Origin of the sequence: Enterococcus sp. DIV0712, from assembly GCF_050554855.1 — a bacterium.
Classification (GTDB): Bacteria; Bacillota; Bacilli; order Lactobacillales; family Enterococcaceae; genus Enterococcus; species Enterococcus faecalis.
Window position 1 is genome coordinate 156,217 of sequence record NZ_CP187333.1, and the last position, 14,750, is coordinate 170,966.

A 14,750-nucleotide genomic window follows, 5' to 3' on the forward strand; every position below is an offset into this window, starting at 1 on the left:
TGATCAGACGATTTTTAGTAACGTCTATCACATATAAAACAAACAATAAAATTTATATTTTTAGGAGGAACATTCAAAATGGCAAAAGAAAAATTTGACCGTTCTAAATCCCATGTTAACATTGGTACTATCGGACACGTTGACCATGGTAAAACTACATTAACAGCTGCAATTGCTACTGTATTATCAAAACACGGTGGCGGGGAAGCACAAAGCTACGATTCTATCGATAACGCTCCAGAAGAAAAAGAACGTGGAATCACAATCAACACTTCTCATATCGAATATGAAACTGAAACTCGTCACTATGCACACGTTGACTGCCCAGGACACGCGGACTACGTTAAAAACATGATCACTGGTGCTGCTCAAATGGACGGAGCTATCTTAGTAGTTTCTGCTGCTGATGGTCCTATGCCTCAAACACGTGAACATATCTTATTATCACGTAACGTTGGTGTACCATACATCGTTGTATTCTTAAACAAAATGGATATGGTTGATGACGAAGAATTATTAGAATTAGTAGAAATGGAAGTTCGTGACTTATTATCAGAATACGATTTCCCAGGCGATGATGTTCCAGTTATCGCAGGTTCTGCTTTGAAAGCTTTAGAAGGCGACGAGTCTTATGAAGAAAAAATCTTAGAATTAATGGCTGCAGTTGACGAATATATCCCAACTCCAGAACGTGATACTGACAAACCATTCATGATGCCAGTCGAAGACGTATTCTCAATCACTGGACGTGGTACTGTTGCTACAGGCCGTGTTGAACGTGGTGAAGTTCGCGTTGGTGACGAAGTTGAAATCGTTGGTATTAAAGACGAAACATCTAAAACAACTGTTACAGGTGTTGAAATGTTCCGTAAATTATTAGACTACGCTGAAGCAGGCGACAACATCGGTGCTTTATTACGTGGTGTAGCACGTGAAGATATCGAACGTGGACAAGTATTAGCTAAACCAGCTACAATCACTCCACACACAAAATTCAAAGCTGAAGTATACGTATTATCAAAAGAAGAAGGCGGACGTCACACTCCATTCTTCACTAACTACCGTCCTCAATTCTACTTCCGTACAACAGACGTTACTGGTGTTGTAGAATTGCCAGAAGGTACTGAAATGGTAATGCCTGGTGATAACGTTGCTATGGACGTTGAATTAATTCACCCAATCGCTATCGAAGACGGAACTCGTTTCTCTATTCGTGAAGGCGGACGTACTGTAGGTTCAGGCGTTGTTACTGAAATCGTTAAATAATTAACTTTTTAACTATAGTTTTAACCAGCGTAAAAAACTGGGGTATTCGGACGTAAGACCAGAGAATTTATTCTCTGGTCTTTTTTTGTTTAGAAATTGGCTGGCTAAAAAATAAGCCAATTGGCTGTTTTAGCAGACTTGTTTCTTCCGTATACTTGGAGAAAAAGGTTAGGTGATTTAATGGAAAAAGTATTGACGATTGCAGGCTCCGATTCAACTGGAGGGGCAGGGATTCAAGCAGATTTAAAAACATTTGAAGAGTATGGAGTTTTTGGATTTTCAAGTTTAACCTCGATTGTGACGATGGATCCTACGACAGGCTGGTCACATGAAGTAACTGAATTGCCAGAAATGCTCTTAGAAAAACAATTGATTTCGGTTTTTGCAGGCGGCCCAGTAGCGGCCTTGAAAACAGGGATGATGGGCAATGAACAAAATATTAAAATGGCTAGCAAATACATTAAACAAGAGAAAATTCAAAAAGTCGTGATTGACCCAGTCATTGCTTGTAAGGGAACGGCACAAATTCTGCAACCCAAAAGTGTGGAAGGCCTAAAAAACGATTTACTGCCATTAGCATTAGTTGCCACGCCTAATTTAATTGAAGCGGGCATCTTATCTGGTTTAGGCGAAATTTCTTCCGTGGCGGAGATGGAAGAAGCGGCAAAACGAATTGTACAAATGGGAGCCAAGCATGTCGTGGTTAAAGGGGGACATCGCTTAGCTGGTGAAAAAGCACTGGACTTGTTTTACGATGGTCACACCGCGCATCTTTTGGAAAATGAATTATATCCTACTGATTATAATCATGGTGCAGGTTGTACTTTTTCAGCGGCAATCACAGCTGGCTTGGCGAAAGGTTATTCGGTGTTAGAAGCAGTAACTTTAGCAAAAAAATTTGTAGCGGCGGCGATTAAACACGGTATTCAAGTTAATCCTTATGTGGGGCACGTGTGGCATGGCGCATACACTCATGCGGAACAACGGATGCGTAAGAAAGAATAATATTTAGAACTAGAGGAGTCTGTCAAGGACTGGCTCTAGTTTTTTTGTGATAAAGAATAACAATAGTAGGTATTACGTTAAAAGAATGTTCAAATTTTTAAAAGAGGAGTAGAATAGAACTGTAATTGCAAAAAAGAAGCGGAACATAGAAGGGGTGATAACTTTTCTGTGCTTCAGTTTAGAACGGACTGTGGTGTTTGTTTTGACGAACTACCGGAAAGCGACTTCTTTTTGTTTTGGCTTCAAATGGTATTTAATGGAGGGAATGCAATGTTAGAAAAAGAAACGTACAGTCAACTGTTTAAATGGTCTTTTTCAAAAAAGACACAAGTCACATACTGGGATGGTACCGTCAAAGAGTATGGGCAAGGGTCGGGGGATCCGGTTTTTAAAATTGTATTCAATGAAAAAATTCCTGTGAAGGATTTACTGAATAACGCTTCGTTAACTTTAGGGGAAGCCTACATGGATCGCAAAATTGAAATCGAAGGCGATATCCAAGCATTGATTTATGATGTGTATAACCAAAAGGATAGCTTTTTACACAATGCTAAATTTATTAAATGGCTTCCTAAAGAAAGTCATTCAAAAAAACGTTCGCAAGAGGATATTCACAGCCATTACGATCTAGGAAATGATTTTTACAAAAAATGGCTTGACCAAACAATGACGTATTCATGTGCTTATTTTAAAACGCCTGAAGATACATTAGAACAAGCGCAAGTGAATAAAGTTCATCATATTTTAGATAAATTGTTTATCAAAGAGGGCGACACTTTACTGGATATTGGCTGCGGCTGGGGCACGTTAATTTTAACTGCGGTGAAAGAATATGGAGCCAAAGCAACTGGGATTACATTAAGTGAAGAGCAATTTCATCATATTCGCCATATTATAGAAAAAGAAGGTCTACAAGATCGAATGACTGTCAAATTGATGGATTATCGTGATTTAAAAGGAGAGTCTTTTGACCATATTACGAGTGTTGGGATGTTTGAACATGTCGGTGCGGAAAATCTACATGAATATTTTGACGTCGTTCAGCGGAATTTAGCGCCTAAAGGTACGGCGTTAATTCATGGGATCAGTCGCCAACAAGGTGGGGCTAAAAATGCTTGGATTAATCGTTATATTTTCCCGGGTGGCTATATTCCTGGTGTCACTGAGCTAGTCGGCCATATGACAGAAAACGACTTGCAAGTGATTGACTTGGAAAGTTTGCGCAGAGATTATCAATTGACGTTGGAACATTGGACAAAAAACTTCCATAATATAGAAGCAGAAATTGTTGACGAAAAAGGCGAGCGCTTCTATCGAATGTGGGACTTATATTTGCAAGCATGTGCAGCCTCATTCCAAGCAAGCAATATTGATGTTATTCAATATTTATTGGTTCATCCAGATAACAATGATATTCCAATGCGCCGGATTGGTTAATAGAATAAAAAAGAGAGAATTTGAGATTCTGGTAAAAAAGGAATCTCAAATTCTTTTTTTATAAAAATAGAATGAAAAGAATTGAAAAACAAAACAAATGCTTTTCAAAACAAGAAAAAATTCTTTCAAAAAAACGCAGAAAATCCTTGCTAACACTATCCTTTCATAGTATAATCAAAAAGGTGCTGTTTACAGGAGTGTAAAAAGCATTGGTAGATCAACGATTTGATTTGCCGGCTGTGAAGCGAGAGGTTGCGACACGCTCGGACGCTTTGCCATGAACGAGCATGCCGGATAAATTTTCGTGGAGCTATGTCTACTTTTAAAATAGGCGAAGGAGGGAACAAGATGGCAAAACAAAAAATTCGTATCCGTTTAAAAGCGTATGAACACCGTATTTTAGATCAATCAGCGGATAAAATTGTGGAAACAGCAAAAAGAACTGGAGCTGACGTATCAGGTCCGATTCCATTACCAACAGAACGCTCACTTTACACAGTTATTCGTGCGACTCATAAATACAAAGATTCTCGCGAACAATTCGAAATGCGTACTCACAAACGTCTAATTGACATTGTGAACCCAACACCAAAAACAGTTGACGCTCTAATGAAGCTTGACTTACCGTCTGGTGTTAATATTGAAATCAAACTATAAAATTAAGATGGAGGTGTACTCATGACCAAAGGAATCTTAGGGAAAAAAGTGGGAATGACACAAATCTTTACTGAGTCTGGTGAATTAATTCCAGTAACAGTAGTTGAAGCTACGCCAAACGTAGTTTTACAAGTAAAAACTGTTGAAACTGACGGATACGAAGCTATCCAAGTTGGTTACCAAGACAAACGTGAAGTTTTATCAAACAAACCTGCGAAAGGTCATGTTGCAAAAGCAAACACGGCTCCTAAGCGCTTCATTAAAGAATTCAAGAATGTTGAGCTAGGAGAATATGAAGTAGGTAAAGAAATCAAAGTAGATGTTTTCCAAGCAGGAGACGTTGTTGATGTTACAGGTACTACGAAAGGTAAAGGATTCCAAGGGGCAATCAAACGTCACGGCCAAAGCCGCGGACCTATGTCTCATGGTTCTCGTTATCACCGTCGTCCTGGGTCAATGGGTCCAGTAGCGCCTAACCGTGTATTTAAAAATAAACGACTAGCCGGCCGTATGGGTGGCGACCGCGTAACAATTCAAAACCTTGAAGTTGTTAAAGTGGACGTAGAAAGAAATGTTATCTTAATCAAAGGAAACATTCCTGGAGCGAAAAAATCTTTAATCACAATCAAATCAGCTGTGAAAGCTAAATAAGTGTAGGGAAAGGAGGAACTAAGGAATGCCGAATGTAGCATTATTCAAACAAGATGGAACTCAAAACGGTGAAATCACTTTAAATGAAGAAATCTTCGGAATCGAACCTAATGAAAGTGTTGTCTATGATGCAATCATCATGCAACGTGCTTCATTAAGACAAGGAACACACGCAGTTAAAAACCGTAGCGCTGTTCGTGGCGGTGGCCGCAAACCATGGCGTCAAAAAGGAACTGGTCGTGCTCGTCAAGGTTCAATCCGTTCACCACAATGGCGTGGAGGTGGCGTAGTCTTTGGACCAACACCGCGTTCATACAGCTACAAACTTCCTAAAAAAGTTCGTCGCTTAGCAATGAAATCTGTATTATCAGACAAAGTTGCTGAAAATAACTTGGTAGCAGTAGAAGGTTTAAGCTTCGATGCACCAAAAACAAAAGAATTCAAACAAGTTCTTGCTAACTTGTCTATCGATACTAAAGTATTAGTTGTTTTAGAAAATGGTAACGACTTTGCAGCTTTATCAGCTCGTAACTTACCAAACGTTTCTGTAGTAACTTCTGATAACGTTAGTGTGTTAGATGTTGTGTCAGCTAACAAAGTCTTGGCAACACAAACAGCTCTTACTCAAATTGAGGAGGTGCTTGCATAATGGAATTACTAGACGTAATCAAACGCCCAGTGATCACTGAAAAATCCATGTTAGCTATGGACGAAAAGAAATATACTTTCGAAGTGGACACTCGCGCAAACAAAACTTTAGTAAAACAAGCTGTTGAATCAGCATTCGATGTTAAAGTAGCAAACGTAAACATCTTAAACGTGCGTCCAAAATTCAAACGCATGGGTAAATATGCAGGTTATACAAAAAAACGTCGCAAAGCGATCGTTACATTAACTGAAGATTCAAAAGAAATTCAATTATTCGAAGCTGCTGAATAAGCAGTCCTGAACAATATCAACGTAGGAGGGAAATAAGACGTGGCGATTAAAAAGTACAAACCTACCACAAATGGCCGTCGTAACATGACAAGTTCTGATTTCGCTGAAATCACAACTTCAACACCAGAAAAATCATTGTTACAGCCATTAAAAAACAATGCCGGTCGTAACAACAACGGTCGCATTACGGTTCGTCACCAAGGTGGCGGTCACAAACGTCAATACCGTGTGATTGACTTCAAACGTAATAAAGATAACGTCGCAGCGGTTGTTAAAACGATCGAGTACGATCCAAACCGTTCTGCTAACATCGCGTTAGTTCATTACGAAGACGGGGTTAAGGCATACATCTTAGCACCAAAAGGATTAGAAGTAGGCATGCGCCTAGTATCTGGTCCAGAAGCAGATATTAAAGTAGGTAACGCATTACCATTGGAAAACATTCCAGTTGGTACAGTTATCCACAACATTGAAATGAAACCTGGTAAAGGTGGACAATTAATCCGTTCAGCTGGAACAAGCGCGCAAGTACTTGGTAAAGAAGGCAAATACGTATTAATCCGCTTAAACTCTGGCGAAGTTCGTATGATCTTAGCAACTTGCCGTGCAACAATCGGTTCAGTTGGTAACGAACAACACGAATTAATCAACATTGGTAAAGCCGGCCGCTCTCGTTGGATGCGTAAACGCCCAACTGTTCGTGGTAGCGTAATGAACCCTAACGATCACCCACACGGTGGTGGTGAAGGTAAAACACCAATTGGACGTAAAGCGCCAGTATCTCCATGGGGTCAACCAGCAATTGGATACAAAACACGTAATAAAAAAGCTAAATCAGACAAACTTATCGTTCGTCGTCGTACTAAATAATTTTTTTGACCATGTGTCGTACATTTTGAGAGGAGGTTCACCATGGGTCGTAGTTTAAAAAAAGGACCTTTCGTCGATGATCATTTGATGAAAAAGGTCGAAGCACAACAAGGTGCCGAAAAGAAAAAAGTAATTAAAACTTGGTCTCGCCGCTCTACAATTTTTCCATCATTCGTAGGTTTCACAATCGCTGTATATGATGGACGGAAACATGTCCCTGTTTACATTCAAGAAGACATGGTAGGACATAAATTAGGTGAATTTGCACCAACTAGAACTTATCGTGGCCACGTTGCTGACGATAAAAAAACTAAACGCTAATTTTGAGGGGAGGATATGCAAATGTCAGAACAAATTACATCAGCTAAAGCAACTGCAAAAACAGTTCGCACTTCACCTCGTAAAGCACGTTTAGTAATCGATCTTATCAGAGGGAAAAGCGTTGCGGATGCAATTTCAATCTTGAAATTCACACCGAACAAGTCTGCTGGAATCATTGAAAAAGTTTTAATGTCAGCAGTTGCTAACGCAGAAAACAACTTTGACTTAGACGTTGAAAGCTTAGTCGTATCTGAAGCATTTGTTAACGAAGGACCAACAATGAAACGTTTCCGTCCTCGTGCAAAAGGTTCAGCTTCACCAATCAACAAACGTACTAGTCACATCACAGTAGTTGTAACAGAGAAATAAGTCTCATGAAATAGGCTGTTTTCTTTATGAAAACAGAGCTTAAACATTTAAGAGGAGGGACAATCAGTGGGTCAAAAAGTACATCCAATTGGAATGCGTGTAGGCATCATCCGCGACTGGGATGCGAAATGGTATGCTGAAAAAGAGTATGCTGAATTCTTACACGAAGATTTAAGAATCCGTAAATTTATCGCAACAAAACTTGCTGATGCTGCTGTATCTACAATTGAAATCGAACGCGCTGCAAACCGTGTTAACATTTCAATTCACACAGCTAAACCAGGTATGGTTATCGGTAAAGGCGGATCTGAAGTCGAAAACCTAAGAAAAGAATTAAACAAATTAACTGGCAAACGAGTTCACATCAACATCGTTGAAATCAAAAAACCAGATTTAGATGCAAAATTAGTAGGCGAAGGAATTGCACGTCAATTAGAAAACCGTGTTGCTTTCCGTCGTGCTCAAAAACAAGCTATCCAACGCGCAATGCGTGCTGGCGCTAAAGGAATCAAAACTCAAGTATCAGGTCGTCTAAACGGTGCGGATATCGCTCGTTCAGAAGGATACTCTGAAGGAACTGTACCACTTCACACATTACGTGCGGACATTGATTACGCATGGGAAGAAGCGGACACTACTTACGGAAAACTAGGAGTTAAAGTGTGGATCTATCGTGGAGAAATTCTTCCAACGAAAAAAAACACTGAGAAAGGAGGGAAATAATCATGTTAGTACCTAAACGTGTAAAACACCGTCGTGAATTCCGCGGAAAAATGCGCGGTGAAGCTAAAGGCGGAAAAGAAGTAGCATTTGGTGAATGGGGTTTACAAGCAACTGAATCTCATTGGATTACTAACCGTCAAATCGAAGCAGCCCGTATTGCAATGACTCGTTACATGAAACGTGGCGGGAAAGTATGGATTAAAATTTTCCCTCACAAGTCTTACACAAGTAAAGCTATCGGCGTACGTATGGGTAAAGGTAAAGGGGCACCAGAAGGCTGGGTATCACCAGTTAAACGTGGTAAAATCATGTTTGAAATCGCAGGCGTTCCTGAAGAAGTAGCTCGTGAAGCTCTTCGTCTTGCATCTCACAAATTGCCGGTAAAAACTAAGATCGTAAAACGTGAGGAAATGGGTGGTGAATCGAATGAAGGTTAAAGAAATCAGAGAATTAACCACTGCCGAAATGCTAGATAAAGAAAAACAATTAAAAGAAGAATTGTTCAACTTAAGATTCCAATTAGCAACAGGTCAATTAGAAAACACTGCACGTATTAAAGAAGTACGTCAATCGATTGCACGCATCAAAACAGTATTGCGTGAACAAGCTAACTAATAGTGGAAGGAGGCCAAACGCGTATGACTGAAGAAAGAAATCAACGTAAAGTTTACCAAGGTCGCGTGGTATCAGACAAAATGGATAAAACAATCACAGTTGTCGTTGAAACAAAGAAAAACCACCCTATCTATGGCAAACGTATGAAATATTCTAAAAAATATAAAGCGCATGATGAAAACAACACAGCGAAAGTTGGAGACATCGTAAAAATCATGGAAACTCGTCCATTATCAGCTACAAAACGTTTCCGTTTACTAGAGGTAGTCGAAGAAGCAGTTATTATCTAATAAAACGAGAATTTCCTAATAGATTGAAGCACAAAATCTGAAAGGGGGATACACATCGTGATCCAACAAGAAAGTCGTTTAAGAGTCGCTGACAATTCTGGCGCACGTGAAATTTTAACGATCAAAGTCCTAGGCGGATCTGGTCGTAAAACTGCTAACATCGGTGACGTTATTGTTGCTACTGTCAAACAAGCAACGCCAGGTGGGGTTGTTAAAAAAGGTGAAGTAGTTAAAGCCGTTATCGTTCGTACAAAATCTGGCGCTCGTCGTGCTGACGGTTCTTACATCAAATTTGATGAAAATGCTGCGGTAATTATCCGTGACGATAAAAGCCCACGCGGAACACGTATCTTCGGACCAGTTGCACGTGAATTACGTGAAAACAACTTCATGAAGATCGTTTCTCTAGCACCAGAAGTATTATAATCTCGAGCCCACGTTAAAGGAGGTGCGAAACAGTAATGTTTGTTAAAAAAGGCGATAAAGTAAAAGTTATCACTGGTAAAGATAAAAACAAAGAAGGCGTTGTCTTAGCAGCGTTTCCTAAACAAGATAAAGTTATCGTTGAAGGTGTCAACGTCGTTAAAAAACACCAAAAACCAAACCAAGCAGCCCCACAAGGTGGAATCCTTGAAGTGGAAGCGCCAATTCATGTTTCTAATGTAATGGTGATTGATCCTTCAAACGGAGAAGCTACTAAAGTTGCGTTTAAAGAAGTCGACGGCAAAAAAGTCCGCGTTTCTAAAAAAACAGGTGAAGTTTTAGATAAATAAAAATTGCGGAAGGAGGGCTTACTGAATGAACCGCCTGAAAGAAAAATATATTAAAGAAGTAACACCATCATTGGTGGAAAAATTTAATTACAGCTCAGTTATGCAAACACCTAAAGTTGATAAAATCGTTATCAACATGGGTGTGGGTGATGCAGTATCAAATGCTAAAAACTTAGACAAAGCTGTTGAAGAATTAGCATTAATCACTGGTCAAAAACCACTTATCACAAAAGCTAAAAAATCTATCGCTGGATTCCGTTTACGTGAAGGAATGCCAATCGGTGCGAAAGTAACGCTACGCGGCGAAAGAATGTACGAATTTTTAGATAAATTAGTAACAGTTTCTTTACCTCGTGTACGTGACTTCCACGGTGTCAGCAAAAAAGCTTTCGATGGTCGTGGTAACTATACTTTAGGTATTAAAGAACAATTAATCTTCCCAGAAGTTGATTATGATTTAGTAGATAAAGTACGCGGTATGGACATCGTAATTGTTACAACAGCGAACACTGACGAAGAGTCTCGCGAATTGTTGGCACAATTAGGTATGCCATTCCAAAAATAATATAAGGAGGCGAACTACGTGGCTAAAAAATCAATGATTGCTAAAAATAAACGTCCTGCTAAACATTCAACACAAGCTTATACTCGTTGTGAACGTTGTGGACGTCCACATTCAGTTTATCGTAAATTTCATCTTTGCCGTATTTGCTTCCGCGAACTTGCCTATAAAGGTCAAATTCCCGGCGTGAAGAAAGCTAGCTGGTAAACAAGTAAACTCGCATAAAGGAGGTAAATAGTTCAATGGTCATGACAGATCCAATTGCAGATTTTCTAACTCGCATTCGTAATGCGAACATGGTTAAACATGAAACTTTAGAAGTACCTGCTTCAAAAATCAAACGTGATATCGCAGAAATCCTGAAACGTGAAGGATTTATCCGCGACGTAGAATACATCGAAGATGACAAACAAGGCGTAATCCGTGTTTTCCTAAAATATGGTAAAAACGAAGAACGTGTTATCACAAACTTAAAACGTATTTCTAAACCAGGTTTACGTGCATACGTAAAAGCTGACGAAGTACCAAAAGTATTAAACGGTCTAGGAATTGCAATCATCTCTACATCAGAGGGTGTAATTACTGACAAAGAAGCTAGAGCGAAAAATATCGGCGGCGAAGTAATCGCCTACGTATGGTAATTCTAAAAAATACACAAGGAGGTGTCTCTAAGTGAGCCGTATTGGTAATAAAGTTGTTGTTCTTCCTGCTGGTGTTGAAATCAAGCAAGACGGAAACAACATTACAGTTAAAGGACCTAAAGGTGAATTAACACGCGAATTTTCTTCTGATATCAAAATGAACATCGAAGGAAACGAAGTGACATTCACTCGTCCAAACGATTCAAAAGAAATGAAAACAATCCACGGAACAACTCGTGCAAACTTCAACAACATGGTTGTTGGTGTTTCTGAAGGTTTCCAAAAAGCACTTGAACTTATCGGGGTCGGATACCGTGCCCAAGTACAAGGCAACAAATTAACTTTAAACGTTGGTTATTCTCATCCTGTCGAAATGACAGCACCAGAAGGCGTAACATTTGAAGTACCTGCGAACACACAAGTTATCGTTAAAGGCATCAACAAAGAAGTTGTTGGTGAATTAGCTGCTAACATCCGTGGCGTTCGTCCTCCAGAACCTTATAAAGGCAAAGGGATTCGCTATGTTGGTGAATTTGTACGCCGTAAAGAAGGTAAAACTGGTAAATAATAACAGCTGTGTAGAAAACAGAAGTCAACAACAAGCAACTGTCATTTTATGGGATTTTTCCAATAAAATGCTTTTGTCTTGTCTGCCAGCTTCTCTTTTCCGTAATCTGCTGACTGCTTGAAATATTAGTAGTAAACATTAAATCAAAGAGGTGAAAATTGTGATTACAAAACCAGATAAAAACAAAACACGTCAAAAGAGACATCGTCGTGTACGTAACAAAATCTCTGGTACTGCTGAGTGCCCACGCTTGAACATTTTCCGTTCTAACAAAAACATCTACGCGCAAGTCATTGATGACGTAGCGGGTGTGACGCTAGCAAGTGCCTCTGCCTTGGATAAAGAAATTTCAGGTGGAACAAAAACAGAAACAGCTGCAGCTGTTGGTAAACTAGTTGCTGAACGTGCCGCTGAAAAAGGCATTAAAAAAGTAGTCTTCGACCGTGGTGGATACCTTTACCATGGCCGCGTGCAAGCTTTAGCTGAAGCTGCTCGTGAAAATGGACTAGAATTTTAGGAGAAGGAGGAACACCATTCATGGTTTATATTGATCCAAAACATTTGGAATTAGAAGACCGCGTTGTAGCGATCAACCGTGTAACAAAAGTTGTTAAAGGTGGACGTCGTTTACGTTTCGCAGCTTTAGTTGTTGTCGGTGACAAAAACGGACACGTTGGTTTCGGTACTGGTAAAGCACAAGAAGTACCTGAAGCTATCCGTAAAGCAATCGAAGACGCGAAGAAAAACTTAGTTGAAGTGCCTATGGTTGGTTCTACTATCCCGCACGAAGTAATTGGCGTATTCGGTGGCGGCCGTATCCTTATGAAACCTGCAGTAGAAGGTTCTGGGGTAGCTGCTGGTGGACCAGTTCGTGCCGTATTGGAATTAGCTGGTGTAGCAGATATTACATCTAAATCACTAGGTTCAAACACACCTATTAACGTTGTTCGCGCAACTGTTGAAGGTCTAAAACAATTAAAACGTGCCGAAGAAGTGGCAGCACTTCGCGGTAAATCTGTAGAAGAAATTATCGGTTAAGGAGGACAAAAATAATGGCTGAATTAAAAATTACTTTAAAACGCAGTGTTATCGGACGTCCTCAAAACCAACGTGCTACAGTTAAAGCGTTAGGTTTAGGTAAAGTGAATAGTACTGTTACAAAACCTGCCAATGAAGCAATCAAAGGTATGGTTAACACTATTTCACATTTAGTGGACGTAGAAGAAGTTTAAGATTTATAGATTTGTAATAGAAGATTGCTTAAGGAGGTGCCAAACCTATGAAACTTCATGAATTAAAACCTGCTGAGGGCTCACGCCAAGTACGTAACCGTGTTGGACGTGGTACTTCATCTGGTAATGGTAAAACAGCTGGCCGTGGACAAAAAGGGCAAAAAGCCCGTTCAGGCGGTGGTGTTCGTTTAGGATTTGAAGGGGGTCAAACTCCATTATTCCGTCGTTTACCAAAACGTGGGTTTACAAACATTAATCGTAAAGATTACGCTGTTGTGAACTTAGATACTTTAAACCGTTTTGAAGATGGAACAGAAGTAACTCCTGTTGTCCTAAAAGAAGCAGGAATCGTTAAAAACGAAAAAGCGGGAATCAAAGTTCTTGCAGATGGTGAGTTAACGAAAAAATTAACTGTGAAAGCAGCTAAATTCTCGAAATCAGCACAAGAAGCTATCGAAGCTGCTGGTGGTTCAATCGAGGTGATCTAATTGTTCAAGCTATTAAAGAACGCCTTTAAAGTCAAAGACATTAGATCAAAAATCTTATTTACAGTTTTAATCTTGTTTGTATTTCGCCTAGGTGCGCACATTACTGTGCCCGGGGTGAATGCAAAGGGATTGTCTGATTTAAGTAGCTTACCCTTTTTGAATATGTTGAATATGGTGAGTGGTAGTGCCATGCAAAACTTCTCTATCTTCTCGATGGGGGTTTCGCCATACATTACAGCCTCTATTATTATTCAACTATTGCAAATGGATATTGTACCTAGATTTGTAGAATGGTCAAAACAAGGGGAAGTTGGGCGTAAGAAATTAAATCAAGCTACAAGATATCTAACGATTGTCTTGGGTGTGGCTCAGTCAATGGGGATCACTGCTGGTTTTAATAGCTTAAGTCAAACTGGGATTGTAAACAATCCAACCTTAGGTACCTTTGTGATGATTGCAGTTATTTTAACTGCTGGGACGATGTTTGTGACTTGGATGGGTGAACAAATTACAGAAAAAGGAATCGGAAATGGTGTTTCAATGATTATCTTTGCCGGGATTATTTCTCGTTTGCCAGGAGCAGTCAAAGAAATCTATGAAGATTACTTCGTCAATATCGAGTCTTCTCGTATTTGGCAATCTGTTATTTTCATTGCAATCTTAGTTATTGCTATTTTGGTGATTGTTACAGTCGTAACGTTCTTCCAACAAGCAGAGCGTAAGATTCCAATCCAATATACAAAACGTGTTTCTGGTGCACCAACAAGTAGTTATTTACCGTTAAAAGTAAATGCTGCTGGGGTTATTCCAGTTATCTTTGCCAGCTCGTTAATTGCAACACCAAATGCCATTTTACAAGCTTTCTCATCAAAATTCGCTGGTGAAAATTGGTATGACATTATGACAAAAATCTTCAGTTATAACACAGTTCCAGGGGCAATCATCTATACTGTCCTAATCGTTGCGTTTACGTTCTTCTATGCATTTGTTCAAGTAAACCCTGAGAAATTAGCGGAAAACTTACAAAAACAAGGAAGCTACATTCCAAGCGTGCGACCAGGTAAAGGTACAGAAGAATATGTATCTGGCGTGTTAATGAGATTAAGTGTTGTCGGCTCAATTTTCCTAGGACTTGTTGCTTTACTTCCAATCATTGCGCAAATGGTTTGGAACTTACCTCAATCAATCGGTTTAGGTGGAACAAGTTTACTAATCGTTATCGGGGTTGCATTAGAAACAACGAAACAATTAGAAGGATTAATGATGAAACGTCAATATGTCGGCTTTATCAATAAGTAAGAATCGAGTGTTGAGGTTTTACCTCAGCACCATTCTCACATATG

25 protein-coding genes are annotated in these 14,750 nt (G+C 39.6%); all 25 read left to right on the top strand.

The annotated features are described in order from the left end of the window. The first annotated feature begins 78 nt into the window (after positions 1-78). The 25 genes from tuf (at position 79) to secY (ending at position 14,706) form a co-directional block, all read left to right on the top strand. A complete protein-coding gene (gene tuf / locus IGL42_RS00680; RefSeq protein ID WP_002356194.1) occupies positions 79-1,266 on the top strand; it encodes an elongation factor Tu in 1,188 nt (395 codons plus the stop codon). A gap of 180 nt (positions 1,267-1,446) precedes the next feature. Further along, positions 1,447-2,271 (top strand): bifunctional hydroxymethylpyrimidine kinase/phosphomethylpyrimidine kinase, encoded by an 825-nt coding sequence (thiD, locus tag IGL42_RS00685; protein ID WP_010710977.1) that lies wholly within the window; start codon positions 1,447-1,449, stop codon positions 2,269-2,271. Between the two features lie 270 nt (positions 2,272-2,541). Continuing rightward, positions 2,542-3,708 carry an SAM-dependent methyltransferase gene (locus IGL42_RS00690; RefSeq protein ID WP_002391607.1) on the top strand — a complete coding sequence of 389 codons (1,167 nt, stop codon included), beginning with the start codon at positions 2,542-2,544 and terminating at the stop codon, positions 3,706-3,708. Between the two features lie 348 nt (positions 3,709-4,056). Continuing rightward, a complete protein-coding gene (gene rpsJ, locus IGL42_RS00695; RefSeq protein WP_002389727.1) occupies positions 4,057-4,365 on the top strand; it encodes a 30S ribosomal protein S10 in 309 nt (102 codons plus the stop codon). 21 nt (positions 4,366-4,386) lie between these two features. Further along, positions 4,387-5,016 carry a 50S ribosomal protein L3 gene (rplC, locus tag IGL42_RS00700; protein WP_002356199.1) on the top strand — a complete coding sequence of 210 codons (630 nt, stop codon included), beginning with the start codon at positions 4,387-4,389 and terminating at the stop codon, positions 5,014-5,016. Between the two features lie 25 nt (positions 5,017-5,041). Beyond that, positions 5,042-5,665 (top strand): 50S ribosomal protein L4, encoded by a 624-nt coding sequence (gene rplD, locus IGL42_RS00705; RefSeq protein ID WP_002356200.1) that lies wholly within the window; start codon positions 5,042-5,044, stop codon positions 5,663-5,665. Further along, entirely contained in the window at positions 5,665-5,955 is a 291-nt protein-coding gene (locus IGL42_RS00710; RefSeq protein WP_002356203.1) for a 50S ribosomal protein L23, read from the top strand. Before rplD ends, IGL42_RS00710 begins: the two co-directional genes overlap by 1 nt. Before the next feature lie 39 nt (positions 5,956-5,994). Next, the gene (rplB, locus tag IGL42_RS00715; protein ID WP_002356204.1) at positions 5,995-6,825 is read left to right on the top strand and encodes a 50S ribosomal protein L2; all 831 of its coding nucleotides are present in this window, start codon (positions 5,995-5,997) and stop codon (positions 6,823-6,825) included. Positions 6,826-6,867: 42 nt separating this feature from the next. Further along, entirely contained in the window at positions 6,868-7,146 is a 279-nt protein-coding gene (gene rpsS, locus IGL42_RS00720) for a 30S ribosomal protein S19 (protein ID WP_002356205.1), read from the top strand. 21 nt (positions 7,147-7,167) lie between these two features. Then, positions 7,168-7,515, top strand: a complete 348-nt coding sequence (gene rplV, locus IGL42_RS00725) for a 50S ribosomal protein L22 (protein ID WP_002356206.1) — start codon at positions 7,168-7,170, stop codon at positions 7,513-7,515. Between the two features lie 66 nt (positions 7,516-7,581). Then, positions 7,582-8,238, top strand: a complete 657-nt coding sequence (rpsC, locus tag IGL42_RS00730; RefSeq protein ID WP_002356207.1) for a 30S ribosomal protein S3 — start codon at positions 7,582-7,584, stop codon at positions 8,236-8,238. Positions 8,239-8,240: 2 nt separating this feature from the next. Next, entirely contained in the window at positions 8,241-8,675 is a 435-nt protein-coding gene (gene rplP, locus IGL42_RS00735) for a 50S ribosomal protein L16 (RefSeq protein ID WP_002356208.1), read from the top strand. Next, a complete protein-coding gene (rpmC, locus tag IGL42_RS00740) occupies positions 8,665-8,853 on the top strand; it encodes a 50S ribosomal protein L29 (RefSeq protein ID WP_002383858.1) in 189 nt (62 codons plus the stop codon). The genes rplP and rpmC overlap by 11 nt, the downstream gene beginning before the upstream one ends. Before the next feature lie 23 nt (positions 8,854-8,876). Beyond that, a complete protein-coding gene (rpsQ, locus tag IGL42_RS00745) occupies positions 8,877-9,143 on the top strand; it encodes a 30S ribosomal protein S17 (RefSeq protein ID WP_002359348.1) in 267 nt (88 codons plus the stop codon). A 57-nt stretch (positions 9,144-9,200) separates the two neighbouring features. After that, the gene (gene rplN, locus IGL42_RS00750) at positions 9,201-9,569 is read left to right on the top strand and encodes a 50S ribosomal protein L14 (RefSeq protein WP_002356211.1); all 369 of its coding nucleotides are present in this window, start codon (positions 9,201-9,203) and stop codon (positions 9,567-9,569) included. A gap of 35 nt (positions 9,570-9,604) precedes the next feature. Next, the gene (rplX, locus tag IGL42_RS00755; RefSeq protein WP_002356212.1) at positions 9,605-9,916 is read left to right on the top strand and encodes a 50S ribosomal protein L24; all 312 of its coding nucleotides are present in this window, start codon (positions 9,605-9,607) and stop codon (positions 9,914-9,916) included. 25 nt (positions 9,917-9,941) lie between these two features. Next, on the top strand, positions 9,942-10,481 hold the full coding sequence (gene rplE / locus IGL42_RS00760; protein WP_002356213.1) for a 50S ribosomal protein L5: 540 nt from the start codon (positions 9,942-9,944) through the stop codon (positions 10,479-10,481). Between the two features lie 18 nt (positions 10,482-10,499). Continuing rightward, on the top strand, positions 10,500-10,685 hold the full coding sequence (locus IGL42_RS00765; RefSeq protein WP_002356214.1) for a type Z 30S ribosomal protein S14: 186 nt from the start codon (positions 10,500-10,502) through the stop codon (positions 10,683-10,685). 35 nt (positions 10,686-10,720) lie between these two features. Continuing rightward, a complete protein-coding gene (gene rpsH, locus IGL42_RS00770) occupies positions 10,721-11,119 on the top strand; it encodes a 30S ribosomal protein S8 (protein WP_002356215.1) in 399 nt (132 codons plus the stop codon). Between the two features lie 31 nt (positions 11,120-11,150). Further along, positions 11,151-11,687, top strand: a complete 537-nt coding sequence (rplF, locus tag IGL42_RS00775) for a 50S ribosomal protein L6 (protein ID WP_002356217.1) — start codon at positions 11,151-11,153, stop codon at positions 11,685-11,687. A gap of 160 nt (positions 11,688-11,847) precedes the next feature. Then, complete coding sequence (gene rplR / locus IGL42_RS00780) at positions 11,848-12,204, top strand: 50S ribosomal protein L18 (protein ID WP_002356218.1); 357 nt, start codon at positions 11,848-11,850, stop codon at positions 12,202-12,204. 20 nt (positions 12,205-12,224) lie between these two features. After that, positions 12,225-12,725, top strand: a complete 501-nt coding sequence (gene rpsE / locus IGL42_RS00785) for a 30S ribosomal protein S5 (RefSeq protein WP_002356219.1) — start codon at positions 12,225-12,227, stop codon at positions 12,723-12,725. Positions 12,726-12,739: 14 nt separating this feature from the next. Continuing rightward, the gene (rpmD, locus tag IGL42_RS00790; protein ID WP_002356220.1) at positions 12,740-12,919 is read left to right on the top strand and encodes a 50S ribosomal protein L30; all 180 of its coding nucleotides are present in this window, start codon (positions 12,740-12,742) and stop codon (positions 12,917-12,919) included. 47 nt (positions 12,920-12,966) lie between these two features. Continuing rightward, positions 12,967-13,407, top strand: a complete 441-nt coding sequence (gene rplO / locus IGL42_RS00795; protein WP_002356221.1) for a 50S ribosomal protein L15 — start codon at positions 12,967-12,969, stop codon at positions 13,405-13,407. Next, positions 13,408-14,706, top strand: coding sequence for a preprotein translocase subunit SecY (secY, locus tag IGL42_RS00800; RefSeq protein WP_002359350.1), 1,299 nt, complete (start codon positions 13,408-13,410; stop codon positions 14,704-14,706). It begins immediately after the preceding gene. Positions 14,707-14,750 lie beyond the last annotated feature (44 nt).